Below are 21753 nucleotides of genomic sequence, written 5' to 3'. Positions count from 1 at the left end.
AAAAAAGCGCGGCACACGCTCTGTGCCGCGCTCCATTGCTGCGCACTCGCTCAGTGCGTCTTGGTCTCGTGCCATTTCTCCAGATCCGGCTTTTTGTCGCCGGACTTCTGCTCCTTCTCCGGATTGCCCTTCCAGGGCTTGTCCGTCTGGGCGTGCGATCCCCAATCATTCTGATTTCGAGGATCGTCGGTGGGCTTTTCCTGGCTCATCGCATTCCCTCTGTCTGTCAGGTGTCAAGCGAAGGGAACGCCGTAATAGGCGTTGATGCCGCGCATGGCGGCGTCATCACCCCAGTTCCAATCGCTGCGCTCGGCGTATTTCGGCGCGCCTTCGAGCGACTTGGCCGTGATCCCGGTGACATAGCCACCGAGCCCGGTGTCATATTTCAGCGATTGCCACGGCAAGGGATAGTGGTCGTTGCCGAGGCCCAAAAATCCGCCGAAGCCGAGCACGGCGTAGGATACCTTGCCGCTGACCTTGTCGATCATCACGCGTTCGATCGAGCCAATCTTGTTGCGGTCGGCACCGTAGACCGATGTTCCCTCGACCTTGTCGCTGCCGATCAACCGGCCCATCTCGCTGCGGTCCAGTTCGCCTTGATTCAACATGTCTGTTCTCCACTCAGTCCACTCAGCCGATGTGTGAATCAACTGGCGTGAGTGGGCGATCGTTCCAGACTGCGGGTGCGGCATCTCGCGACCGAACAGGAACACCGCGGCTGTCCTCAGTGTTGCGCACAAGGAAACCCGAGCGAGGTGAACCATGAGCGATTTCCGCGACATTCAGCATGGCGTCAACGATCCCGTCGATGGCGTCGACGTGAAGCGCCAGATCAACACCAACCAGACGCCGCACGAGCGGGCGCAGCGCCACGCCGATGTGCGCGCCGACCCAACGGCCTCCCCATCCGAGCCCTTCCTGCCGGAACGGCTGCGACGGAAGCCGACGGATCCGATCAATCCGCGCACCGGCCGCCATCCGACGGATTAGGAACCCCGGTCCCGAGGTTGTGTTGGTCGCCGCAAAGATCACGCGGTCATTGAGAGGGATCGAACCATGAAACGTACCGTCATCGCCTTTGCCTGCGTACTTCTCGCAGGCCCAGCTCTCGCCCAGTCGCTCGGTGAAAAGACCGGCGTCAATTCGGCATTGGGTGTCGCACCGGCCACCGCCGACTTCGTCAAGGAGGTCGCTGTCAGCGACATGTTCGAGATCGAATCGAGCAAGCTCGCCGAGCAGAAGGGCAACGCCCAGGAGAAGAGCTTCGCGCAGCAGATGGTCACCGACCACACCAAGACCAGCGGCGAGCTCAAGGCTCTCGTCGGGGACGGCAAGGTGCAGGCTACGTTACCGACGGCGCTCGACAGTTCGCACCAGAGCAAGCTCGACAAGCTCAAGGCTGCCTCCGGCAAGGATTTCAGCACGGACTACAACTCCTACCAGGTCAGCGCGCACGAGGACGCGATCTCCCTGTTCGATCGCTACGCCAAGGGCGGCGACAATTCCACGCTGAAGGATTGGGCCGACAAGACGCTGCCGGCCCTCAGGCATCATCTCGACATGGCCAAGGAGCTCGGCAGGGCGCCGAGCGTCGGACAGTCGAAATAGATTTTTGGGAGGACGCCGGCCTCACCGGCGTCCCCTCGCCCTGGACGGCATCTCCAGATCCCGCCAGCCCTCGGTTCAGGAAACGATCGCTGGGCGTTCAGCCTTACAAGACCGTCGCGCTGCTCGCGCATTGGGCCAGCGATGTCGTCGCCGGCTTCACCCTGGGCATCGTCATCGAGCGGATGCTGAGGCCCCGGGCGTTCGCAAGACGGGCCACGGATTGATGAGTGCCGGACTGGGGAGCATTGGCCTTGCGGACTTCGCCGCGACCTTTTTCGCGCCAGAACGCACACTGCACGCCGAGCGCGATCAGCGGGAAGAAACGGCCCCTTGCCGCAGCATCAGGAAACCATGCATCTCGGCAGCGGTCTGAAGCTGCTCGATACGCGTCGCAACGGCATCGCGTTCGCTGCCGTCGGGCAGGCACGACATCTGGTCCTCGAGCCGCAGCCTCTGTGCGTCGAGACGTTGCTCGAAAGTGTGGGGCTCAGATCGTTTTCGCATCGTCTCTCCTTGGTGGTTGCAGGCCCGGGCTGTTGGCCCAGCGTTCGACCTGATCGATGACCTTCTGGTGGCTCGGACGCACCGGCTTTGGTCCTTCGGGCTCATCGGAAAGCTTGCGGGGTAACCTGACCTCATCCGTCATGGCCAATCTCCCTTTCAAGGAGAATGCGCCAGCAGGGGAGTCGTTTCAATAATAACTTATTGATTTTATTGAAGATTTTTACTCATTTGGCGAATTTGCCGCCGCTTGTGGAACCGTCGTCAAGTTCGCTCGTTGAGTAAACTACTCAACCAGCTCAAATTGCGTGATTGACCATGAACGACCTTCGCGCCGAGCGCCTCCAGGTCATGCTCTCGCCGGAAGAGTTGGCCGCCGTTGATGATTTCCGGTTCAAACATCGCATGCCGACACGCGCGGCCGCGGTCCGCGAACTGCTCAAGTTCGGACTGGCCGCCGTGGGCGTCGTCGACGCGGGCGCCGGCGTGAAGTCGAGCAATTTCGGCGTGTTCGGCCGCGGACCGGATGGGCACACGGAAGGCGGCCCCGAAGACTGAACCCCATAGAGCAAAACGACCCCGGCACGGTGGGTGCCAGGGCCGTCCTTGGAGATTGCTTCCGGAGCACCGGGGGCATGTCACCGAAAGCAACCTGTCGACTCCTCGTCGGAGGATTCGTTCCTCGCGCGGTTAGCCGCTCGGAGCAGCGCCGGAATCATCCGGCGTCATGCCGGAGCCTGGCGTCTTGCTGTCGTCGTTGAGCTTGGGATCGCGCGTCGCCTCACGCGACGGCGAGTTATCCTGGTTCGTCTTGTGCACGGTCTGCGCACGTTGCTTGTCGCGCGGCTGGTCCTCCGCGCGCTTGTCCTTGACGATGCCGTGGTCGGAATGTGCCATGATGTCCTCTCGCCTCATCCGATGCTTCGAAGCGCCTACGCCCCGCTGCGTCGAATGTTCCTGCGAGCGCGAGAGGTTCGCGGCGCTAGCTGTGCGCCGCGTGGACCATCACCGATGTATTTTCGTGATGCACCTGCCGGACCGTCGTGACCGTCGCGAACGCGACCGAGACGCCAAAGGCGAGAACGAGTGAGAGAAGTGCCAGACGTGGAGCCATCGCAAAACCTCCTTCTGGAATCATGAAATCGACGCGATCGACTATTCCCGGATGATTGCTGATTGGTCCCGCTCATTCCGTGAGCGGTCTCACACACAGATTCACGAAAAAGCGAGCGGTCAGGCGCTCGGGTTTTGCACGACGCTAACCCTGACGGGCGGGACTTCGCCATCGAGCCAGTCCTGCTCCTGCGCCAACGCCGTCCAGGCATCCGCCATCCGCGAGAAACGCTTATAGGCGGGTTGTCCGTCCGACCGCTCAGCGAGCTGCAGGCAGTTCTCGGCGTTATCCCTGAATATGTCTGACTGTTTCATGAACAAGACGTGGGGACGGAACCTCGCCACTGCAACCGCTCTTACGGGATCGTAAGGTCCGGCGGAACTTCGCGGACAACAGCTCATTGAATATCCATGCGGATAGTGGTCGCGATCATCCTGGGCTTCATCAGCACTGCGGCGCTTGCCGACAGCAGGGGCGAGCCGATGCGCAGTGATCGCGTGCCTGACGCAACGGACGTCATCAGTGGCCTCTACGCCTTCAGCCGTTTCCAGCAAGGCCTGCTGGAGAGCACCGACTTGAAAGGCAATGCGGAGGTCAAGAACCTCGCCGCCCTGCGCGCCGAAGAGGCGGCTAAGCGCGACAAGGCCCTGAAGCAGATTCAGGACACGATCGGGACCGAGCCGCGCGTGAACAAGACGACGTCAGCCGGCATCACCCTCGCACAACCCGACGATGCCGAGGGGCCGGCCTATGTCAGGACCTTCTATGCCGCCCAGATCCCGGAATATGAATCCACGATCACCCTGCTCGAGCGCTATCTGAGGACGCCTGACAATCCCGCGCTCGCCGCCTTCGCGCGCGAGCACCTGCCGGTGCTGCGCGCCCAGATGAAGGACGCCGAGCGTACGATGGCTGACAAGTAGCAGCGCTACTTGTCCTCCGGATGATGCTGCTGGTCCATTGGGCGCACGGTACGATCGCTGTCGGGCATCTTGTCCCGGCCGGCATCGCCGTTGGCATCCTTGCCGCCCGAGGTCGACGTGCCGCTACCGCTGGGGTTCGACTTGGTGGCAGTCCCCGTGGTCTGCGAGTCCGCATGCGGGGTGGCGGAGCTTGCAGCGGGATCGCCGGTTACGGCCCCCCGTCCGCTGGGCGCGCCGGCCTGCGCCAGCGCCGATCCGGTGGCAAATAACGCGGCGATAACGACGGCCAATCCGGCTTTCATGTGGGGACTCCCTGTTTGTGGGCTAACCCCAGGGGCTGTCCCGGCGTTCCAAGCCGATGGCCGGAAGTTTCGAAACTGGAACACCCTGCCCCCCTTTCTAACCAGTGAGAATTTTTAGGGAATCGGATGGAACTCCCGACAATCTTCCTCGTTGGTTTGGCCGGGCTGAGCACGGCAAGTTCCAATTCCTCGCGTCGCAACCTTGGCGCTTGATTTCGAATTTGGCTGACGCTCTATTTTGGCTAGTCGCGTCACGCCTAGGATTCGGCCGACGCCTGCGGGGGAATTAGTATGAGCGACCTCGATTCCGGAACAGCATCACGCTCCGGTCGTCGCATCCCGAAACCCAAACCGAACGGCACGTCCGAACCGGATTCCCGGCAGGAACTGCTGCTCACGCTCCAGGCCATGCGCAGCGGCGATTTCTCCGTGCGCATGAGCGGCGATTATCTCGGCATCGACGGCAAGATCGCCGACACGTTCAACGAAATCATCGCCGCCAACCAGCGCATGGCACAGCAGCTCGAGCTGGTCGGCCAGGTGGTGGGACGTGAAGGCAAGACCCGCCAGCGCGTCAAGTTCGGCCTCGCCTCCGGCTCCTGGGCCGACATGGAAGGCTCGGTCAACACCCTGATCGACGATCTCTTGTGGCCGACGCGCGAGGTGACGCGTGCGGTCGCGGCCGTCGCGCAGGGCGACCTGCTCGAGACCGTCAAGCTCGACGTCGAGGGACGTCCGCTGCGCGGCGAATTCCTCCAATCGGCGACCATCGTCAACACGATGATCAAGCAGCTCGGCGTGTTCACCTCCGAAGTGACGCGCGTGGCGCGCGAGGTCGGCACCGAGGGCAAGCTCGGCGGCCAGGCCCAGGTGCCTGAAGTGACTGGCGTCTGGAAGGACCTCACCGAGAGCGTCAACTCGATGGCGAACAACCTGACCAACCAGGTTCGCAACATCGCCGAGGTGACGATCGCGGTGGCCAACGGCGACTTGTCCAAGAAGATCACGGTCGACGTCCGCGGCGAGATCCTTCAGCTCAAGGAAGCCATCAACACGATGGTGGACCAGCTGCGCTCCTTCGCCTCGGAAGTGACGCGCGTGGCGCGCGAAGTCGGCACCGACGGCAAGCTTGGCGGCCAGGCCATCGTGCCCGGCGTCGCCGGCACCTGGAAGGACTTGACCGACTCCGTGAACGCGATGTGCGGCAACCTGACCGCACAGGTCCGCAACATCGCCAACGTGACGACCGCCGTGGCGCGCGGCGACTTGTCCCGCAAGATCACCGTGGACGTGCGCGGCGAAATCCTGGAGCTGAAAGACACCATCAACACCATGGTGGACCAGCTCAACTCCTTTGCCTCCGAAGTGACGCGTGTCGCGCGCGAAGTCGGTACCGAAGGCAAGCTCGGCGGCCAGGCGCAGGTGCCCGGCGTGGCCGGCACCTGGAAGGACCTCACCGACAACGTCAACTTCATGGCGTCGAACCTGACCGCGCAGGTCCGCAACATCGCCGACGTCGCGACCGCCATCGCCGGCGGCGACTTGTCGAAGAAGATCACCGTGAACGTGTCGGGCGAAATCCTTCAGCTGAAGGAAACGCTCAACACTATGGTGGACCAGCTCAACGCCTTCGCCGGCGAAGTCACGCGCGTCGCGCGCGAGGTCGGCACCGAAGGACGACTGGGCGGCCAGGCCAACGTGCTCGGCGTTGCCGGCACCTGGAAGGACCTCACCGAAAGCGTCAACTCGATGGCGTCGAACCTGACCGCACAGGTCCGCAACATCGCCGAGGTGACGACGGCGGTCGCCGGCGGCGACTTGTCGAAGAAGATCACCGTGGACGTGCGCGGCGAAATTCTGGAGCTGAAGGACACCATCAACACCATGGTGGACCAGCTCAACGCCTTCGCCGGCGAAGTCACGCGCGTGGCGCGCGAGGTCGGCACTGAAGGCAAGCTGGGCGGCCAGGCCGTCGTGCGCGGCGTCGGCGGCACCTGGAAGGACTTGACGGACTCCGTCAACTCGATGGCCTCGAACCTCACCGGTCAGGTCCGTAACATCGCGGAAGTCGCGACCGCGGTCGCCAAGGGCGACTTGTCGAAGAAGATTACGGTGAACGTCTCGGGCGAAATCCTTCAGCTGAAGGAAACGCTCAACACCATGGTGGATCAGCTCAACGCCTTTGCCGGCGAAGTCACGCGCGTCGCGCGCGAGGTCGGCACCGACGGCAAGCTGGGCGGCCAGGCTGGCGTGCCGGGCGTCGCCGGCACCTGGAAGGACTTGACGGACTCCGTCAACTCGATGGCGGGCAACCTCACCGCCCAGGTCCGCAACATCGCCGAAGTTGCGACCGCGATTGCCGGCGGCGACCTTTCGCGCAAGATCACGGTGGACGTGCGCGGCGAGATCCTTCAGCTGAAAGACACGCTGAACACGATGGTCGACCAGCTCAACCGCTTCGCGGGCGAGGTGACACGCGTGGCGCGCGAGGTCGGCACCGAAGGCCGCCTCGGCGGCCAGGCCAACGTGCCCGGCGTCGCCGGCACCTGGAAGGACTTGACCGACAGCGTGAACTCGATGGCGGGCAACCTTACTGCCCAGGTCCGCAACATCGCCGAGGTGACCACCGCCGTGGCCCGCGGCGACTTGTCCCGCAAGATCACCGTGGACGTGAAGGGCGAAATCCTCGAGCTCAAGAACACCATCAACACCATGGTGGACCAGCTCAACGCCTTCGCCGGCGAAGTCACGCGCGTCGCGCGCGAGGTCGGCACCGAAGGCAAGCTCGGCGGTCAGGCCGAAGTGTCCGGCGTCGCCGGCACCTGGAAGGACCTGACCGACAACGTCAACTTCATGGCCTCGAACCTGACGGCCCAGGTCCGCAACATCGCCGAGGTCGCGACTGCGATTGCCGGCGGCGACCTCTCGAAGAAGATCACGGTGGACGTGCGCGGCGAGATTCTGCTGCTCAAGGACACCCTGAACACCATGGTGGAGCAGCTTCGCTCCTTCGCCGCCGAAGTGACGCGCGTGGCACGCGAGGTCGGTACCGAAGGCCGGCTTGGCGGTCAGGCCGTTGTGCCCGGCGTCGGCGGCACCTGGAAGGACCTCACCGACAACGTCAACCTGCTCGCGGCGAACCTCACCACACAGGTCCGCAACATCGCGGAAGTCACCACGGCCGTGGCGCGCGGCGACTTGTCCCGCAAGATCACCGTCGACGTGAAGGGCGAAATTCTCGAGCTCAAGAACACCATCAACACGATGGTGGACCAGCTCAACGCGTTCGCCGGCGAAGTCACGCGCGTGGCCCGCGAAGTCGGAACCGAGGGCGAGCTCGGCGGTCAGGCCCAGGTGCCCGGCGTGGCCGGCACCTGGAAGGATCTTACCGACACCGTCAACTTCATGGCGGCGAACCTCACCGAGCAGGTCCGCGGTATCGTCAAGGTGGTGACTGCGGTCGCCAACGGCGATTTGAAACAGAATCTCACCGTGAAATCGAAGGGCGAGGTCGCGGCGCTCGCCGACACCATCAACAACATGACCGAGACGCTCGCGACCTTCGCCGACCAGGTGACGTCGGTGGCACGCGAAGTCGGCGTCGAAGGCCGATTGGGAGGCCAGGCCGACGTGCCCGGCGCGGCCGGCACCTGGAAGGATCTCACCGGCAACGTCAATCTCCTCGCGGCTAACCTCACCTCGCAGGTGCGCGCGATCGCGGAAGTCGCGACCGCCGTGACCAAGGGCGATTTGACGCGATCGATCCAGGTTGATGCGCGCGGCGAGGTCGCCGAGCTGAAGGACAACATCAACACGATGATCACGAATCTCCGTCTGACGACGGACGTGAACACCGAGCAGGACTGGCTGAAGACCAACCTTGCCAAATTCACCAACATGCTCCAGGGCCAGCGCGATCTCACCACCGTCGGCCGGCTGCTGCTCACCGAACTATCGCCACTGGTCAACGCTCATACCGGCGTGATCTACCAGGTGGAGAACGAGGACAATCCGCAGCTCCTGCTGCTCGCCTCCTATGCCGGCGACGGCGTCTATCCCTATCAACGCGTGCTGCCGTTCGGCGACGGCCTGATCGGCCAGTGCGCCCTCGACCGGCGCCCGCGCGTGGTTTCCGACATTCCCGCCGACGTGGTACCGATCAACTCGGCACTGCTCCGCGTCGCACCGAAGAACCTCGTGGTGCTGCCGGTGCTGTTCGAGGGCCAGGTCAAGGCAGTGATCGAGCTCGCCTCGCTGACCTCGTTCACGACCTCGCAGATGACGTTCCTGGAGCAGCTCACGGACTCCATCGGCATCGTGCTCAACTCCATCGAAGCGACGATGCAGACCGAGGGCCTGCTCAAGCAGTCGCAGCAGCTGGCCGGCGAGCTCCAGACGCAGCAGCGCGAATTGCAGCAAACCAACGACCAGCTCGAGCAGAAAGCCCAGCAGCTCGCCGAACGCAACGTCGAGGTCGAACGCAAGAACCAGGAAATCGAGCAGGCCCGCCGCGCGCTCGAGGAAAAGGCAACCGAGCTCGCGCTGACCTCGAAGTACAAGTCGGAATTCCTGGCCAATATGAGCCACGAGCTGCGCACGCCGCTGAACTCGATCCTGATCCTGGGACAGCAGCTCACCGACAATCCGGACGGCAACCTCACGGGAAAGCAGGTCGAATTCGCCCGCACCATCCACGGCGCCGGCACGGACCTCCTGAACCTCATCAGCGACATTCTCGATCTCTCCAAGATCGAGTCCGGCACGGTGACGGTCGATGCCGAGGAAATCCTCACCGCCAATCTGCTCGAAACGGTCGGACGGCCGTTCCGGCATGAGGCGGAGAACCGCAATCTGTCGTTCAAGATCGACGTCGATCCGAACCTCGCCCGCAGCATCGTCACCGACTCCAAGCGCTTGCAGCAGGTGCTGAAGAACCTGCTCTCCAACGCCTTCAAGTTCACCGGCGAAGGCGAAGTGCGGCTGAAGGTTGCCGGTGCGCTTGGCGGCTGGAGCACGGATCATCCGGTGCTGAACTCCGCGCCGGCCGTAATCGCCTTCGAGGTGTCCGATACAGGTATCGGCATTCCCCTGGAGAAGCAGAAGCTGATCTTCGAAGCGTTCCAGCAGGCCGACGCCGGCACCAGCCGCAAGTACGGCGGCACCGGCCTTGGCCTTGCCATCAGCCGCGAACTGGCGAGCCTGCTCGGCGGCGAAATCCACCTGCGCAGCTCGCCCGGCAAGGGCTCGAACTTCACGCTGTATCTGCCGCTGAAATATTCCGGCCCGACGCTGGCGCCGCGCGCTGCGCCGGCTCCGCTGCAACACAACCAGCCGCCGGCACTCCAGCCGGCCGCACCCGAACAGCAACGCATCATCGAGCAATTGCCCGATGACCGGCTCAATATCGAGCCCGGCGACAGCATCCTGCTGATCGTCGAGGACGATCCGCATTATGCCCGCATTCTGGTCGACCTTGCGCGCGACAAGGGCTTCAAGGTGCTCGTCGCTGCGCGCGGCGCGGAGGCACTCGAGCTTGCCAAGCAGTATCAGCCGCGCGCGGTATCGCTCGACGTTTTCCTGCCCGACATGCTCGGCTGGACGGTGCTGAGCCAGCTCAAGCACAATCCGCTGACGCGCCACATCCCGGTGCAGATCATCACGCTCGACGAGGATCGCCAGCACGCGCTCGCCCGCGGCGCCTTCTCCTTCGTCAACAAGCCGACGACGACCGAGGGCGTTGCCGCAGCCCTGATGCAGATCAAGGAATATGCGCGACCGCGGCGCAAGCGGCTCCTGATCGTCGAGGACAACGAGGCCGAGCAGCTGTCGATCCGTGAGCTGCTGCATCACGACGACATCGAGATCGTCACCACCGACACCGGCGCCGGCGCGCTCTCGACACTGCGCGAGGCGCCATGCGATTGCGTCGTGCTCGATCTGCGGCTGCCCGACATGAGCGGCTTCGAGGTGCTGGACCAGATCCGGCGCGACGACACGTTGTCGAACATTCCCGTGGTGGTGTTCACCGGCCGCGAGCTCTCGGCCGAAGAAGATGCCGAGCTCCACACCATGGCGCGCAGCATCGTGGTCAAGGGCGTCGAATCGCCCGAACGCCTGCTCGATGAGACCGCGCTGTTCCTGCATCGCGTGATCACGGAATTGCCGGTCGAGAAGCAGCGCATGCTGGAGAAGCTGAACAGTTCCGACGAGGATCTGATCGGCAAGACCGCGCTGCTCGTTGATGACGACGCCCGCAACATCTTTGCGCTGTCGAGCGTGCTGGAACGGCGTGGCATGAAGGTGCTGACGGCCACCACCGGCCGCGAGGCGGTGACGCTGGTCGAATCCAACCCGGAAATTGCCATCGTGCTGATGGACATCATGATGCCGCAGATGGATGGCTATCAGACCATCGGCGTCATCCGGGAGAACCCGGCCTTCCTGCGCCTGCCGATCATCGCGTTGACGGCGAAGGCAATGAAGGGCGACCGCGAGAAATGCCTGGAGGCAGGTGCCTCCGATTATCTCGCAAAACCTGTCAACACCGATCAATTGCTGCTTGCGATCCGCATGTGGCTGCACCGTTGAGTTTGGATCCGAGAATGGACCACGAAAAGGTCAACATCCTCCTCGTCGACGACCAGCCGGCCAAGCTGCTCGCCTATGAGGTGATCTTGAAGGATCTCGGCGAGAACCTCGTGATCGCCTCGTCCGGCCGCGAGGCGCTCGAGATTCTGCTCAAGACCGAAATCGCGGTGATCCTGGTCGACGTCTGCATGCCCGAGCTCGACGGCTTCGAGCTCGCGGCGATGATCCGCGAGCATCCGCGCTTCCAGAAAACGGCGATGATCTTCATTTCGGCCATCCAGGTCAGCGACATCGACCGGTTGCGCGGCTACGAGATGGGCGCGGTGGATTACGTGCCGGTACCCGTGGTGCCGGAAGTGCTGCGCGCCAAGGTCAAGGTGTTTGCCGAGCTCTACCGCAAGACCCGCGAGCTCGAACGGCTGAACCAGGATCTCGAGGATCGCGTCCGGGCCCGCACGGCTGAGCTCGAGAACTCCACCGCGAAGCTGCGTGAGAGCGAAGAACGACGCAGCATGGCGATCGCCGCCGGCAAGATGGGATCATGGGACTGGGACTGGGTCAACGGCGACTGGATGTGGGACGAAGGCCAGTACCGCATTTTTGGCGTGACGCCGGAGACCTTCAATGTGACCTCGGCCAACGTCCAGGCGCTGCTGCATCCTGATGACGCCGACCAGTTCAGCCAGGCAATCGCCGCGTTCAACACCGGCTCCCATGCCTATGAAGGCGAATTTCGGATCCGCCGGCCCGATGGCGAGGTGCGCTGGTGCGTCGGCACGGCGGCTGCGACGGTGGATCCGGGCGGTCGTGTCGTGCAGGTGAGCGGCGTGACCGTCGACATCACCGAGCGCAAACGCGCCGAGGAACGGCAGAATCTGCTGGCGCGCGAAGTCGATCACCGGGCCAAGAACGCGCTGGCGCTGGCACAGTCGATCGTGCGCCTGACCCGCGCCGACGAGGTCAAGGCCTACGTCAACGCGGTCGAGGGTCGCATCAATGCACTGGCGCGCGTGCACACCATCCTGTCGCTGTCGAGCTGGCAGGGCGCCGAACTCTCCAAACTGATCGAGGAAGAGCTTGCGCCCTATTCGCTCGGCGGACAGATCAAGCTTGCGGGCCCCGAAGTGCAATTGCTGCCGGCGACCGCCCAGACATTGGCGCTGGCGTTGCACGAGCTCTTCACCAATTCAGCGAAGTATGGCGCGCTCTCGACCCGGTCAGGACGGCTCGCGATCGGCTGGCAGGCCGAGAACGATCTTCTGACCTTGACTTGGGAGGAAACAGGCGGGCCGCTGGTGAGGACGCCGAAATCGCGTGGCTTCGGAACGAGAAGCCTGCTGGCCAGCGTCGAATCCCAGCTCGGCGGACAGGCGCAGTTCGATTGGCGTTCGGAGGGCCTGCTGTGCCGTCTCGAGGTGCCGTTGACTCGCAAGAGTGCGGAAACGGCAGCGGCGCAGGAGAAGTTCGAGGCCAGCTCTCCCGAACTCCAGCGCGCGTCGGGCTAGCGCGACGCAACCACTTTCAATCGTGGCATCACCGGCGACGGCTCATCGGCGACACGCCCTTCAAGCCAGGCTTCCGTTTGTGAGAGATCGCGCAACGCCGTTGCATAGCGGCAGGCTGCGCTACGCTCCGCGCCGCGCGGCAGCTTGCGCGCCTTGCGCAGCATGTCGGCCGCCGCATTCCGGTAGGCCAGCGAGCGATAGAGAAAGACCACCTTACCCATATCGAATGTTCCCGTGTTGATGGCGTTCATCTTCGCAAGGTCGTCATGAACGCCGGATGAAGCGGGTGATGACAATTCCTTGACGTGCGATGGAACTCGCGAAGAGAGCTCGCGTTTGCCTGCCAGATCGAGCGGCAGAGTCATGCGCACGAACAAGTCGCCCAATAAGTCGTCAAGCCTGGTCTCCCCAACCGGAATCATCAAACTGATGACGCATGCGATGATGGGCGCGGCGCTGGGTCTTGGCTTCACGCTTGCGCTGATCCTGGCCAATCCTGCGGTCGCGGAGTTGCTGAATCATGGCGGGAGAGCGGCCGTCTTCGTCTTTGCCGCTACCTTTGTAACGACGTTTGCCATCGGTGCCGCGCTGACGGGAGTTGTGTTCATCCTCAACGAGGACAAGGAATCTTGAAGCGCGCGTGAAACGCGTGCGACGCTTTATTCGGAACTCCTGCAGCAAATGACGGTTGGCTGCCTGCGTCAATTTAACTCAGGGAGTTCCCTCACATGAAGACGACCAGGCTCGCTCTCGCGGTGATGTTGGTAACCGGCCTCGCCGCCGCGCCGTTCGCGGCTCAAGCGAAATCGCACAAGAAGCATCACTCCTCGATGTCGCAGACGACGACGGGCGCCAACATGAAGAAAACCGTTCCTCCCGATGCGTCCGGCCAGGGTGGTGCTGGTCCCGGCAGCGATCACGGCGGCAGCATGACCAAGCCCCAGAACGGAATGAGCAAGTAGGTACGAACTCACCCAGAAGCCCCGCGGCGACGCGGGGCTTTTCATTTGCTGTTGCGATGCCGGTCTCGATCAGCGGCCAAGCAGACGCCAGCAAGCGCGATGCTGTCGTTGCTGAAACAGCGCTCGCGTCCGGCAGTCATATCAGCGCCACATCGTCGGCGCGCGGATCAGCACATCCCGGCCGGCTTGCCTTAACTCGTCGGCCGAGCAGTGTCCCGATCGAACAAGATCATTCAGTCGTGCCGCAACGCGTTCGCGCGTCGCCATTTGGGGCGGGGCAAGGCCGGCACAGACTTCTTCGAGCACCGCCTGCAGCAGGGCGGTCATTTCGGCATCCGGCATCGACGAGCTCCGGCATGTCGCGTTGCGCGACCGCTTTAGCTGCGTCGGATGTCAGTGATGTTAAGGCGGCGACTTGAGGTGTCTGTCTTCACCAAATGGTCGAGCTGTGCCCGCTTACGCGCGATCAGGAGCTGAGCCGCGGCATCGTCGAGGCCCTCACGCTGCAACTGCCTGATGGCGGAGCCCAGTTCGAGGATCTCGGCGCGCAGTTTCAGAATCCGGTAGGTGTCCGGGTCTTCTTCCACCGCCTGCCTCCATCTGCCACCGACATGGCCTGTCTCAACGGCGCGTCGGCCTGCTTTCGCTCTTCAACAAACGAAGACGCACCCGGTCGCGGATGTCGGGCAAAACTTCGCCGCCCCCGGCCGTCTTCCATTCGCCGATCAGCAGATTGATTTTCCGGCGCAGATCCATCTGCGCCTGGGCCCGTTCGGTGCAGTCCCGATCGCGATTGACGAGATCGCGCACGGACGCCTCAACATCGGCCATTTCCAGCCTCAAGGCGCTGATTTTACGTCGAATTTCATTAATTCTGTTGTCCATGGCTTGTTAGAACAAAATAAGAACATATAGTCAAGCCACGAATTCACGATGGAGAGCGGACATGCAGGTTCAGGGTAAATACGACGCCAAGGCTTTTCTCATGGAGCAGATGACCCGGGCGCAGGGGCTGCGACTGAAGCGGCTGAGCGAAGAGGCCTACCAGCCCGCGCAATATGATCGCGCCCTCTCCTCTGCCGAAGCCGCGCGCCGCATCCAGGTGCTTGAAGCGGAGATCGAACTCGCAAACTCCTTCTGAGAGCCGCGGCCGGCGCCTTTGGAACGTTGCGTCAGCACTCCTGTTCTCTCCCGAGGTCAAGGGAGAGAGTTGATGGCACGCAAGGCAAAGAAGCGCCGCTACGCGCGCAGCGCCGGCAACGATGTCGAGCGCGAGATGCGCCGTTACAAGAAGGGCACGGCGAAGAGCGGACCCGGCGGTCGCGGCGGACGCGTGAAGAGCCGCAAGCAGGCGATCGCGATCGGCCTGTCGGAAGCGCGCGCGAAGGGCAAGAAGGTGCCGAAGAAGGCATCGAAGCGAAAGACGTCCAAGAAAAAGACGTCCAAGAAGAAGACGACCAAGAAGAGCTCGAAGCGCAAATCCGCCAAGCGTTGACGATGACCGGCGTCAGATCATGCTGCCGGGCATGAAGCAGCGAATCGAAACGCCGAATACGGTCTTGACCGGCCAGACCATGGTGCGGCCGGCGCGGTTCGGCTCCGTGATCACGGCGTCGTCGGGGACGTCGACCCACTCCCCGTCAAGACGGACCCGATAGTGCCCGTTGTGCGAATCCCAGTCGGGATCGGCCACGGCCACACCGTCGGCATCCGAGCAGCACGGACCGAGATGGCTGCGCAAACTGTCGAACCAGGGTTTCAGCGGTGAGTCTGTGAAGCGGCCGTCATCGCGCCCCATGGCGCTTCCGGTCGACAACACGAGCGGCGCCGCGAGCAGCGCAATCTTCAGCGAGAGCTTCAATCGATCCATGTCGGCACCGATCAAATGCGAACCGCCGGCCGGTTTCACGGAAGCAGCCGGACGTCCGAAGTTCCACTCCTGCAATTTGCCTTGGCGCCTTCATTGCCGCCAAGGCACAACACGCGACTCCGAAGTCTGACGAGCGAACGCGGCTTTTTCGAGCGAACCCGTCACCATTGCTGCCGTTAACGAGAATGTTATCGGTGCCTGTGGGTATCTCGCAAGCGCGCACGAAAAAGGCGGCCCGCAGGCCGCCTTTTGAATTTGCCGTCGCGACCAAGAGCTCAGGCGAGCGGCACCGCGACGAACCGGGTCGCCTCCGCATTCTTCACCTGTAACAGCACGCTGTTCTTGCCTGACGATTTGGCCTGCGCCAGCTCGGAGCGGACGTCGCCGACATTGGCGACGGCCTTGCCGCCGACATTGAGGATGACGTCGCCGGTCTGGATCCCGCGCTGTGCCGCCGGGCCCTGCGGATCGACCTCGGTGACCACGACACCTTTCTGGCCTGCGCCCTGGACGTCGCCGGCCGGCGCGAGGGCAAGGCCGAGGCGCGGCGTGCCGGGAGCCTGCTGCATCTTGCCATCATCAGCCTTGGCCTGGCGCTCGTTCGGCAGTTCGCCGAGCGCCAGCGTCACTGTCTTGGCGTCACCCCCGTGAACGACGTCGAGCTTCACGGACGACCCCGGCGCCAGCCCGGCAATGGTGCGGGCGAGATCGCGAGAGTCCTTGATCGCGGTGCCGTTGACGGCGGTGATGACGTCACCCGCCTCGATGCCGGCCTTCGCCGCCGGGCTACCGTCCTGCGGGTTGTCGACGATCGCGCCGCGGGCCGCCTTCAGGCCGAGACTATCGGCGATCTCTGCGGTCACCGGCTGCACCTGCACGCCGAGCCAGCCGCGGGTGACGGCGCCCTTGTCCTTCAGCTGCGCGACGACGAGCTTGGCCGTCGAGGACGGAATGTCGAAACCGATGCCGACCGAGCCGCCGGAGGGCGAGTAGATCGCGGTGTTCACGCCGATCACGTTGCCGTTCATGTCGAACGCCGGACCGCCGGAATTGCCCTTGTTGATGGGTGCATCGATCTGGATGAAGTCGTCGTAAGGACCGTTGCCGATGTCGCGGCCGCTGGCCGAGACGATGCCGGCGGTCACGGTGCCACCAAGGCCGAAGGGATTGCCGACCGCGACCACCCAGTCGCCGATCCGCGGCTTCTGGTCGGAGAATTTCACGAACGGAAAGTCCTTCTTGCCGTCCACCTTGATCAGCGCGAGGTCGGTCTTCGGATCGGTGCCGACGACCTTCGCGGAGTAGATGGTGCCGTCATCCATCGTCACCTGCACGGACTCGGCGTGATCGACGACGTGATTGTTGGTCACGGCATAGCCGTCGGCCGAAATGAAGAAGCCGGACCCCTCGCCCGTGATCACCTGGTGACGCTGATGCGGCATGCCGTTCATGCCACCCGGGAAGCGGAAGCCGAACTGCCGCGAAAACTGGTCGTACGGGGAATCCTCGTCCTGATCCATCCGGTTCTGTTGCAGCATCGCGCTCTTGTCATTGTCCCGGTCGATCTTCACCCGCACCGAGATGACGGCGGGCTTGACCTTGCTGACGAGGTCACCGAAGCCCGGCGGCGTCGTGGCGCTTTCAGCGGCCTGCGCAGGCGAAATCAGGGAACTCACGCCGAAAGGCGCCGAAATGGGAGAAGCAGCGAACACGGCCAAGCCGAGCGCGGCCACGGTGCCGAGCAGCGCCAGGCGGCGCGGCTTCAGGATTGTGCGGGTCTTGGGGTTGCCGGAATTGACGGGATCTTTCATGTCGAAATGTCCATGTTGGGTTAGTCGCCTTGCACCCAACATGGTCATTGCCACCTTACGACGTCCCGTCCGCGCGATTAATTCTTGGCAAAGAAAGTGCGGCGGGCGGCCGCAGGGAAAAATCCTCACTGCACATTTGATACAGCTCAACGTGAGCTCCTCCGCACAGTGAAAAACTCCGGGCACTGGATGATGTCCATCGGAGGCGCGCCATGTACAAAGACATTCTCGTCCACATCCCGACCGAACGCCCGATGCGTGCCCTGATCGACGGCTCCATCTCGCTCGCAGCCAAGCTCAACGCCCATGTCGATGCGGTCGCCGTCGGCTATGTCGCGAGCACTGCGGCTTACGTCATGGAGGGCGGCGCCGCCGTGGCGGCCGTGCTCGAGATGGAACGAGAGCGTGCGCTGGAACGGGCCGAAGCCGCGCTCGCGCTGTTCGGCAGCGGGGCCGCCAACGCCGGCATTTCCTACACCTGCCACCCGCTCGGTGCGATGCCGGCCGATGCGGCCGCCTCGCTCGGCGAGATGGCGCGGCTGCATGATCTCAGTGTCGTGCTGCAGCCCGATCCGACGCTGAGCTCATTCGACAACGACGTGCCCGGCGAGATCCTGTTCCAGGCGGGCGGCCCGGTGTTGTTCCTTCCCCACACCTTCCGCGGGACATTCAGGGCGAAGCGGATCGGCATCTGCTGGGACGGCAGCCGCCTCGCGGGCCGCGCGATGCGCGACGCAGCACCGTTCATGGCCCGCGCCGAGGAGATCGTGATCATTGCGATCAACGAGGCCGATACTGCCCCCGAGGAAGCTTCCGCCAACAATCTGGTGAGGCACCTGGGCCGGCGCGGCCTGTCGACGCGCACGGTCAGCCTGTCGGCCGCGCGCGCCGACATCCAGCCTACCATCCTGTCGCTGGCCGCCGACGAGAGCCTCGATGTCCTGGTGATGGGCGGCTATGGCCATTCCCGCCTGCAGGAACGCTTTCTCGGCGGCGTCACCCGCGCCATGCTGGAAGCCATGACCGTCCCGACGCTGATGTCGCATTAGCGGCGGCGGAACGGACGGGCCTCACGCGGCGGCAGGTCGCTCCCATGCCGCGCCTGCGATGGCGTCCTCTTCGCCTTGCCCATTGCACGCGTCGAAATGCGCCTTCAGCGCGATCTCGGCGAGATGCTCGAAATGCTCGGCCTGGCCCAGCAATTGCCAGTTCTGGAGCGGCCGGTAGGCCGCCTGCTGGCGACAGAGGGACGCCAGCGCGCGGTAGCGACGTACGTTCTCCATGAGACCCTCCCTCGCATTCACACAGGCTTATTGCGCTGATTTACGTCACGCCGATGGCGGTTGTGCAAAACATTTTTTGTTCGCACGGCTCGCCTAACCCAGGTTAACTTTTAGGAAACACGCAGACGCGGATTGGTTCCTATCAGGCCAACCGAGCTCCGACCTCACGTATACTACGCGTAGCGGCGACGTTCCACGTTGATGCCGATCAAATCAAAATACTGTTTGATCGGTTCGGGTCGCCCGATGAGATAGCCCTGCATCTCCTCGCAGGCCTCGTCCTCCAGGAAGGCGCGCTGCGCCTCCGTCTCCACCCCTTCCGCTACGACCGGAATGTGCAGGGCGTGCGCGAGACTCAGGACTGCGCGGACGATTTCGGCCGATTGTGGTGTTGCCCCAAGGTTGGAGATGAAGCTGCGGTCGATCTTGATCTTGTCGAACGGGAAAGACTGCAGATAGGACAGCGATGAATACCCGGTGCCGAAATCGTCCATCGCAATGCGAATGCCGAGCGCCTTCAGCCGCCGCAGCAGATTGAGCGCGCGGGTAAAATCGCCGATCAGCACGCCCTCGGTGATCTCGACTTCGAGCCGCGTCGGCGCAAGCCCCGTCTCCAGCAGGATCTGGTGGATTGACCGCTCGAGATCACCGGCCTGGAACTGGATCGGCGACAGATTGACCGCGACCTGCAACGGCCGCGGCCAGGACGCCGCCTCGCGACACGCCTCCCGCAGCACCCATTCGCCGATCTCGATGATCAGCCCGTTCTCCTCGGCGAGCGGAATGAACTGATCGGGCGGCACGAAGCCGCGCGTCGGATGGTTCCAGCGCACCAGCGCCTCGAAGCCGATGATCTCGCCATCCATCCGCGCCTGCGGCTGGAAGTAGACCAGAAGCTCGTTCTGCTCGAGAGCATGACGCAGATCGTGCTGCAACAGCCTGCGGTCGCGCAGCTCCCGGTCCATCTCGGTTTCAAAGAAGCAGACCCTGCCGCGGCCCTCGCGCTTGGCGCGATAAAGCGCGGAATCGGCATTCGCAAGCAGCGTTGCCGCATCGACGCCGTCATCCGGATAGACCGCGATGCCGATACTCAGGCCCACATGGGAGAGGTAGTCGTCCACCTCGAGCTCCTTGCCGATGGCCTCGACCATGCGCTCGGCCAGCGACAGCACATCATCGCGCCTGATGTCGTCGGACATCAGGATCATGAACTCGTCGCCACCAATGCGGGCGACGAAGGCGCCGTCGGCCTCTGCGTCAAGGCGCTCGGCGGCGGCCCGCATCATCATGTCGCCGACGGGATGACCGAACACGTCGTTCACATCCTTGAACCGGTCGAGATCGAGGCTAAGGACCGCAAAGCTGGTCGACCTCTCCTGCGCCCGCTCCAGTCGTTCTCCCAGCGCGGCATTGAAGGCGCTGCGGTTCGGCAGATCTGTGAGCGCATCGTGGTGCGCGAGATGGCTGATCCGCGCCTCGTTGGTGATCCGCTCCGTGACGTCCTCAATCACGCCGACCAAATATTGCGGCGCGCCGTTCCCGTCCCTGACCAGCAGCTTGCGCGAATTGACGACGCGGTCATGGCCGTTGACACCGACTTTCAGCAGATGTCCGTCCAGAACCATCGGCGAGCCGGTCTCGACGACACGACGGTCCTGCTCGTTGACGACATGGGCGATATCGTCGGGAAAAATCTGCTCCGGGGTCCTGCCCAGCATCTCCTCGCGGGGCAAGCCGTAATACTCCTCGCCGGCCCGATTGAGCAGGATGTAGCGGGAATCCGCCGCGTCCTTGGCAAACACCGCGATCGGGATGTTTTCGATGATGCTGTCGAGAAATTCCCGCGCGTGCAACAGGTCCTGCTCGGCGCGCTTGTGCGTTTGCTCGAGTTCCTCGATCATCAGCTTGATGGCGCGATCGGTGCGGCGGCGGTCGCCGTCGCTTTCCGCGTAAGCCGCGCTGACGAGCTCGACGAGCCTGGTCATGTCGACCTGCCCGGATTCGTCCGTCGATTGCCTGATCTGCCTTGCCAGCAGGCGATGCATCGTCACGCGGCCGCCTCCGCGATCATCGTGACGGTCATGGTCTGGTTGTGCAGCTCGCAGCGGCCGGTAGCGGCCGGCGGCGCGATCTCGCCATAGGAATAGAAACCAATGCGGGTGACGTCGTCGCCAAGCTCGGCAGCGACCGCATCGAGCTCATCCTGCGTGCGCTGCCCCATCACCCGGCGGCGACCGGTGCAGCTCACCAGGATCGCAAGCTTGTCGCCGACGATCTCGTCTGCAAGCGCGCTGCGCGCCTGCCGGCCCGCCTCGCCTGCGCCGGCGGCCAGGCTGTCGAAATTGGCGCGCATCAGCTGCGCGGTGCATCCCTCCGGAATATCCGCGGCATAGGTCAGGGTGCGGGCATCGCGATCGACCGCGAACACCGAGCGCACGATCTGTCGATCAGGCGCGGCTTCGTCGTGAATGCGCAAGGGAAAGGCGATACCCGAGCCCGGCATGGCCGCGGCTTCTTCCTCGCCGAGATAGCGGGTGTAGAGATCAAGCGGAGGCTCGCCATCGAGTTCCACGACAACCGGGCCGTCGGACTTCGTCACCTTGCGCCGCGGGCCGAACACGTCCCAGCCGCCGGCGCAACCATGCGTGAAGCGGAGGGACGCGCCATAGAAGCCGATCGCGGCGATGCGGTTCGGCTCCGGCTCGCCGTCGGCGCCGACCAATGTCTGCTCGAGTTTGATACCGTCGCCGGCCAGACCGCCCGTTACCAGCACATCGGGCCCCAGCACCTCGGTGATCCCGGCAATCAATTCGTTGCCGTTGACGGTTAATCCTTCGGAGAGGACGAAGACACCGGCCAAATCAGGCGCCGCCAGTTGACGGGCGAAACGCATGCCGCAGAGGCGCGAGGCCTCACGGGACTCGATGGTTTCATTCACGACCCGCACTTGCGCTTGAGCGAAATGCAGGGCGACGGCGACGATGACGTCGTCGGCGATGTCGTCGCCGTGGATCTGACCGCCAGTGCTGCAACCGACGATGTGGCTGTCGGGATAGAAGCCGCGCAGCTCGCGATAGCGCTCGCCACCCGCAAGTCCCTCACGGCTGCCGAAATAGAGGACGAGCTGAGGCCGCTCGCGCAGGGCAGACGCTCCGCGCCAGCCATGAGCAGCATTCCAGTGGCGATATTGAATTTGCATCCCACACTCTCTGCAGTCCTTGAACCACAGATTGCGGCGCAGCGCATTGCGCCGCCGTTAATCCAGCGCCTGCTTTACCACCGTTGG

28 protein-coding genes are annotated in these 21753 nt (G+C 63.6%); 11 read left to right on the top strand and 17 right to left on the bottom strand.

Translation table 11 applies throughout. From position 1 onward, the window contains the following. Positions 1–50: 50 nt before the first annotated feature. Entirely contained in the window at positions 51–209 is a 159-nt protein-coding gene (locus tag JQ631_RS01430) for a hypothetical protein (protein WP_212323319.1), read from the bottom strand. A gap of 24 nt (positions 210–233) precedes the next feature. Continuing rightward, positions 234–608 carry a PRC-barrel domain-containing protein gene (locus tag JQ631_RS01425; RefSeq protein ID WP_212323307.1) on the bottom strand — a complete coding sequence of 125 codons (375 nt, stop codon included), beginning with the start codon at positions 606–608 and terminating at the stop codon, positions 234–236. 154 nt (positions 609–762) lie between these two features. Here JQ631_RS01425 and JQ631_RS01420 point away from each other — a divergent pair, with 154 nt between their 5' ends. Together JQ631_RS01420 and JQ631_RS01415 are read left to right on the top strand one after the other, a co-directional pair. Further along, a complete protein-coding gene (locus JQ631_RS01420) occupies positions 763–990 on the top strand; it encodes a hypothetical protein (protein ID WP_212323304.1) in 228 nt (75 codons plus the stop codon). 66 nt (positions 991–1056) lie between these two features. Next, complete coding sequence (locus JQ631_RS01415) at positions 1057–1608, top strand: DUF4142 domain-containing protein (RefSeq protein ID WP_212323302.1); 552 nt, start codon at positions 1057–1059, stop codon at positions 1606–1608. Between the two features lie 309 nt (positions 1609–1917). On the opposite strand, the gene JQ631_RS01410 is transcribed toward JQ631_RS01415, so the two are convergent. Together JQ631_RS01410 and JQ631_RS01405 are read right to left on the bottom strand one after the other, a co-directional pair. Continuing rightward, positions 1918–2112, bottom strand: coding sequence for a hypothetical protein (locus tag JQ631_RS01410; protein WP_212323300.1), 195 nt, complete (start codon positions 2110–2112; stop codon positions 1918–1920). Next, positions 2096–2254, bottom strand: coding sequence for a hypothetical protein (locus tag JQ631_RS01405; RefSeq protein ID WP_212323289.1), 159 nt, complete (start codon positions 2252–2254; stop codon positions 2096–2098). Before JQ631_RS01405 ends, JQ631_RS01410 begins: the two co-directional genes overlap by 17 nt. 173 nt (positions 2255–2427) lie before the next feature. Here JQ631_RS01405 and JQ631_RS01400 point away from each other — a divergent pair, with 173 nt between their 5' ends. Beyond that, positions 2428–2667 carry a hypothetical protein gene (locus tag JQ631_RS01400; RefSeq protein WP_212323273.1) on the top strand — a complete coding sequence of 80 codons (240 nt, stop codon included), beginning with the start codon at positions 2428–2430 and terminating at the stop codon, positions 2665–2667. Between the two features lie 132 nt (positions 2668–2799). Here JQ631_RS01400 and JQ631_RS01395 read toward each other — a convergent pair whose 3' ends face one another. The 3 genes from JQ631_RS01395 to JQ631_RS01390 form a co-directional block, all read right to left on the bottom strand. Then, on the bottom strand, positions 2800–3006 hold the full coding sequence (locus tag JQ631_RS01395; protein ID WP_212323270.1) for a hypothetical protein: 207 nt from the start codon (positions 3004–3006) through the stop codon (positions 2800–2802). A gap of 85 nt (positions 3007–3091) precedes the next feature. Next, positions 3092–3223 carry a hypothetical protein gene (locus JQ631_RS32450; RefSeq protein WP_283841744.1) on the bottom strand — a complete coding sequence of 44 codons (132 nt, stop codon included), beginning with the start codon at positions 3221–3223 and terminating at the stop codon, positions 3092–3094. A 119-nt stretch (positions 3224–3342) separates the two neighbouring features. Then, positions 3343–3537 carry a hypothetical protein gene (locus tag JQ631_RS01390; RefSeq protein ID WP_212323266.1) on the bottom strand — a complete coding sequence of 65 codons (195 nt, stop codon included), beginning with the start codon at positions 3535–3537 and terminating at the stop codon, positions 3343–3345. A 96-nt stretch (positions 3538–3633) separates the two neighbouring features. On the opposite strand from JQ631_RS01390, the gene JQ631_RS01385 reads away from it, so the two are divergent. Then, positions 3634–4146, top strand: a complete 513-nt coding sequence (locus JQ631_RS01385) for a DUF4142 domain-containing protein (RefSeq protein WP_212323257.1) — start codon at positions 3634–3636, stop codon at positions 4144–4146. Positions 4147–4151: 5 nt separating this feature from the next. Here the strand turns inward: JQ631_RS01385 and JQ631_RS01380 are convergent, their stop codons facing one another. Then, positions 4152–4448, bottom strand: coding sequence for a hypothetical protein (locus JQ631_RS01380; protein ID WP_212323256.1), 297 nt, complete (start codon positions 4446–4448; stop codon positions 4152–4154). 291 nt (positions 4449–4739) lie between these two features. On the opposite strand from JQ631_RS01380, the gene JQ631_RS01375 reads away from it, so the two are divergent. Both JQ631_RS01375 and JQ631_RS01370 read left to right on the top strand, forming a co-directional pair. After that, positions 4740–11036 (top strand): HAMP domain-containing protein, encoded by a 6297-nt coding sequence (locus JQ631_RS01375; protein WP_212323254.1) that lies wholly within the window; start codon positions 4740–4742, stop codon positions 11034–11036. Positions 11037–11050: 14 nt separating this feature from the next. Next, positions 11051–12541 carry a sensor histidine kinase gene (locus JQ631_RS01370; RefSeq protein ID WP_212323252.1) on the top strand — a complete coding sequence of 497 codons (1491 nt, stop codon included), beginning with the start codon at positions 11051–11053 and terminating at the stop codon, positions 12539–12541. Here JQ631_RS01370 and JQ631_RS32230 read toward each other — a convergent pair. Then, positions 12538–12906 carry a hypothetical protein gene (locus tag JQ631_RS32230; protein ID WP_249160379.1) on the bottom strand — a complete coding sequence of 123 codons (369 nt, stop codon included), beginning with the start codon at positions 12904–12906 and terminating at the stop codon, positions 12538–12540. The genes JQ631_RS01370 and JQ631_RS32230 overlap by 4 nt on opposite strands. Between JQ631_RS32230 and JQ631_RS01360 the strand changes: the two genes are divergently transcribed. After that, positions 12905–13174 carry a hypothetical protein gene (locus tag JQ631_RS01360; protein ID WP_212323238.1) on the top strand — a complete coding sequence of 90 codons (270 nt, stop codon included), beginning with the start codon at positions 12905–12907 and terminating at the stop codon, positions 13172–13174. The two genes, JQ631_RS32230 and JQ631_RS01360, sit on opposite strands and share 2 nt — an antisense overlap. Positions 13175–13269: 95 nt before the next feature. Continuing rightward, entirely contained in the window at positions 13270–13503 is a 234-nt protein-coding gene (locus JQ631_RS01355; RefSeq protein ID WP_212323235.1) for a hypothetical protein, read from the top strand. A 141-nt stretch (positions 13504–13644) separates the two neighbouring features. On the opposite strand, the gene JQ631_RS01350 is transcribed toward JQ631_RS01355, so the two are convergent. Genes JQ631_RS01350 through JQ631_RS01340 form a run of 3 tightly spaced genes read right to left on the bottom strand, consistent with a single transcriptional unit; the run spans position 13645 to position 14334 of the window. Beyond that, positions 13645–13845 (bottom strand): hypothetical protein, encoded by a 201-nt coding sequence (locus tag JQ631_RS01350; RefSeq protein ID WP_212323232.1) that lies wholly within the window; start codon positions 13843–13845, stop codon positions 13645–13647. A 35-nt stretch (positions 13846–13880) separates the two neighbouring features. Then, positions 13881–14090: a hypothetical protein gene (locus JQ631_RS01345; protein ID WP_212323229.1), complete on the bottom strand. Its 210-nt coding sequence runs from the start codon at positions 14088–14090 to the stop codon at positions 13881–13883. Positions 14091–14124: 34 nt separating this feature from the next. Further along, entirely contained in the window at positions 14125–14334 is a 210-nt protein-coding gene (locus tag JQ631_RS01340; RefSeq protein WP_212328444.1) for a hypothetical protein, read from the bottom strand. A 115-nt stretch (positions 14335–14449) separates the two neighbouring features. Here JQ631_RS01340 and JQ631_RS01335 point away from each other — a divergent pair, with 115 nt between their 5' ends. After that, positions 14450–14644: a DUF3072 domain-containing protein gene (locus JQ631_RS01335; RefSeq protein ID WP_212323226.1), complete on the top strand. Its 195-nt coding sequence runs from the start codon at positions 14450–14452 to the stop codon at positions 14642–14644. Positions 14645–14716: 72 nt separating this feature from the next. Then, positions 14717–14998 (top strand): DUF6496 domain-containing protein, encoded by a 282-nt coding sequence (locus JQ631_RS01330; protein ID WP_212323223.1) that lies wholly within the window; start codon positions 14717–14719, stop codon positions 14996–14998. Positions 14999–15010: 12 nt separating this feature from the next. Here the strand turns inward: JQ631_RS01330 and JQ631_RS01325 are convergent, their stop codons facing one another. Together JQ631_RS01325 and JQ631_RS01320 are read right to left on the bottom strand one after the other, a co-directional pair. Then, a complete protein-coding gene (locus JQ631_RS01325; RefSeq protein ID WP_212323220.1) occupies positions 15011–15373 on the bottom strand; it encodes a hypothetical protein in 363 nt (120 codons plus the stop codon). 275 nt (positions 15374–15648) lie between these two features. Continuing rightward, the gene (locus JQ631_RS01320; RefSeq protein WP_212323217.1) at positions 15649–17184 is read right to left on the bottom strand and encodes a Do family serine endopeptidase; all 1536 of its coding nucleotides are present in this window, start codon (positions 17182–17184) and stop codon (positions 15649–15651) included. A gap of 212 nt (positions 17185–17396) precedes the next feature. Here JQ631_RS01320 and JQ631_RS01315 point away from each other — a divergent pair, with 212 nt between their 5' ends. Then, the gene (locus tag JQ631_RS01315; RefSeq protein ID WP_212323214.1) at positions 17397–18233 is read left to right on the top strand and encodes a universal stress protein; all 837 of its coding nucleotides are present in this window, start codon (positions 17397–17399) and stop codon (positions 18231–18233) included. 21 nt (positions 18234–18254) lie between these two features. On the opposite strand, the gene JQ631_RS01310 is transcribed toward JQ631_RS01315, so the two are convergent. The 3 genes from JQ631_RS01310 to JQ631_RS01300 all read right to left on the bottom strand — a co-directional run bounded on the left by JQ631_RS01310 (position 18255) and on the right by JQ631_RS01300 (position 21666). Further along, on the bottom strand, positions 18255–18467 hold the full coding sequence (locus tag JQ631_RS01310; RefSeq protein ID WP_212323211.1) for a hypothetical protein: 213 nt from the start codon (positions 18465–18467) through the stop codon (positions 18255–18257). A 173-nt stretch (positions 18468–18640) separates the two neighbouring features. Then, the gene (locus tag JQ631_RS01305; RefSeq protein WP_249160375.1) at positions 18641–20512 is read right to left on the bottom strand and encodes a putative bifunctional diguanylate cyclase/phosphodiesterase; all 1872 of its coding nucleotides are present in this window, start codon (positions 20510–20512) and stop codon (positions 18641–18643) included. 2 nt (positions 20513–20514) lie between these two features. Further along, complete coding sequence (locus JQ631_RS01300; protein ID WP_212323191.1) at positions 20515–21666, bottom strand: FIST signal transduction protein; 1152 nt, start codon at positions 21664–21666, stop codon at positions 20515–20517. Positions 21667–21753 lie beyond the last annotated feature (87 nt).

This window comes from Bradyrhizobium manausense, assembly GCF_018131105.1.
Taxonomy (GTDB): Bacteria; Pseudomonadota; Alphaproteobacteria; order Rhizobiales; family Xanthobacteraceae; genus Bradyrhizobium; species Bradyrhizobium manausense_B.
Note: the sequence above shows the minus strand (reverse complement) of the source record. Positions and strands in the feature narration are given on the sequence as shown.

What these genes read in the sequence shown, in the direction of transcription:
- JQ631_RS32230 (WP_249160379.1), bottom strand. Translation starts at nt 12,906, where the DNA reads ATGACTCTGCCGCTCGATCTGGCAGGCAAACGCGAGCTCTCTTCGCGA.
- JQ631_RS01300 (WP_212323191.1), bottom strand. Translation starts at nt 21,666, where the DNA reads ATGCAAATTCAATATCGCCACTGGAATGCTGCTCATGGCTGGCGCGGA.
- JQ631_RS01375 (WP_212323254.1), top strand. Translation starts at nt 4,740, where the DNA reads ATGAGCGACCTCGATTCCGGAACAGCATCACGCTCCGGTCGTCGCATC.
- JQ631_RS01410 (WP_212323300.1), bottom strand. Translation starts at nt 2,112, where the DNA reads ATGCGAAAACGATCTGAGCCCCACACTTTCGAGCAACGTCTCGACGCA.
- JQ631_RS01390 (WP_212323266.1), bottom strand. Translation starts at nt 3,537, where the DNA reads ATGAAACAGTCAGACATATTCAGGGATAACGCCGAGAACTGCCTGCAG.
- JQ631_RS01330 (WP_212323223.1), top strand. Translation starts at nt 14,717, where the DNA reads ATGGCACGCAAGGCAAAGAAGCGCCGCTACGCGCGCAGCGCCGGCAAC.
- JQ631_RS01430 (WP_212323319.1), bottom strand. Translation starts at nt 209, where the DNA reads ATGAGCCAGGAAAAGCCCACCGACGATCCTCGAAATCAGAATGATTGG.
- JQ631_RS01415 (WP_212323302.1), top strand. Translation starts at nt 1,057, where the DNA reads ATGAAACGTACCGTCATCGCCTTTGCCTGCGTACTTCTCGCAGGCCCA.
- JQ631_RS32450 (WP_283841744.1), bottom strand. Translation starts at nt 3,223, where the DNA reads ATGGCTCCACGTCTGGCACTTCTCTCACTCGTTCTCGCCTTTGGCGTC.
- JQ631_RS01425 (WP_212323307.1), bottom strand. Translation starts at nt 608, where the DNA reads ATGTTGAATCAAGGCGAACTGGACCGCAGCGAGATGGGCCGGTTGATC.
- JQ631_RS01385 (WP_212323257.1), top strand. Translation starts at nt 3,634, where the DNA reads ATGCGGATAGTGGTCGCGATCATCCTGGGCTTCATCAGCACTGCGGCG.
- JQ631_RS01315 (WP_212323214.1), top strand. Translation starts at nt 17,397, where the DNA reads ATGTACAAAGACATTCTCGTCCACATCCCGACCGAACGCCCGATGCGT.
- JQ631_RS01405 (WP_212323289.1), bottom strand. Translation starts at nt 2,254, where the DNA reads ATGACGGATGAGGTCAGGTTACCCCGCAAGCTTTCCGATGAGCCCGAA.
- JQ631_RS01370 (WP_212323252.1), top strand. Translation starts at nt 11,051, where the DNA reads ATGGACCACGAAAAGGTCAACATCCTCCTCGTCGACGACCAGCCGGCC.
- JQ631_RS01340 (WP_212328444.1), bottom strand. Translation starts at nt 14,334, where the DNA reads ATGGCCGATGTTGAGGCGTCCGTGCGCGATCTCGTCAATCGCGATCGG.
- JQ631_RS01360 (WP_212323238.1), top strand. Translation starts at nt 12,905, where the DNA reads ATGCGCACGAACAAGTCGCCCAATAAGTCGTCAAGCCTGGTCTCCCCA.
- JQ631_RS01420 (WP_212323304.1), top strand. Translation starts at nt 763, where the DNA reads ATGAGCGATTTCCGCGACATTCAGCATGGCGTCAACGATCCCGTCGAT.
- JQ631_RS01320 (WP_212323217.1), bottom strand. Translation starts at nt 17,184, where the DNA reads ATGAAAGATCCCGTCAATTCCGGCAACCCCAAGACCCGCACAATCCTG.
- JQ631_RS01335 (WP_212323226.1), top strand. Translation starts at nt 14,450, where the DNA reads ATGCAGGTTCAGGGTAAATACGACGCCAAGGCTTTTCTCATGGAGCAG.
- JQ631_RS01325 (WP_212323220.1), bottom strand. Translation starts at nt 15,373, where the DNA reads ATGGATCGATTGAAGCTCTCGCTGAAGATTGCGCTGCTCGCGGCGCCG.
- JQ631_RS01305 (WP_249160375.1), bottom strand. Translation starts at nt 20,512, where the DNA reads ATGCATCGCCTGCTGGCAAGGCAGATCAGGCAATCGACGGACGAATCC.
- JQ631_RS01355 (WP_212323235.1), top strand. Translation starts at nt 13,270, where the DNA reads ATGAAGACGACCAGGCTCGCTCTCGCGGTGATGTTGGTAACCGGCCTC.
- JQ631_RS01310 (WP_212323211.1), bottom strand. Translation starts at nt 18,467, where the DNA reads ATGGAGAACGTACGTCGCTACCGCGCGCTGGCGTCCCTCTGTCGCCAG.
- JQ631_RS01380 (WP_212323256.1), bottom strand. Translation starts at nt 4,448, where the DNA reads ATGAAAGCCGGATTGGCCGTCGTTATCGCCGCGTTATTTGCCACCGGA.
- JQ631_RS01400 (WP_212323273.1), top strand. Translation starts at nt 2,428, where the DNA reads ATGAACGACCTTCGCGCCGAGCGCCTCCAGGTCATGCTCTCGCCGGAA.
- JQ631_RS01350 (WP_212323232.1), bottom strand. Translation starts at nt 13,845, where the DNA reads ATGCCGGATGCCGAAATGACCGCCCTGCTGCAGGCGGTGCTCGAAGAA.
- JQ631_RS01395 (WP_212323270.1), bottom strand. Translation starts at nt 3,006, where the DNA reads ATGGCACATTCCGACCACGGCATCGTCAAGGACAAGCGCGCGGAGGAC.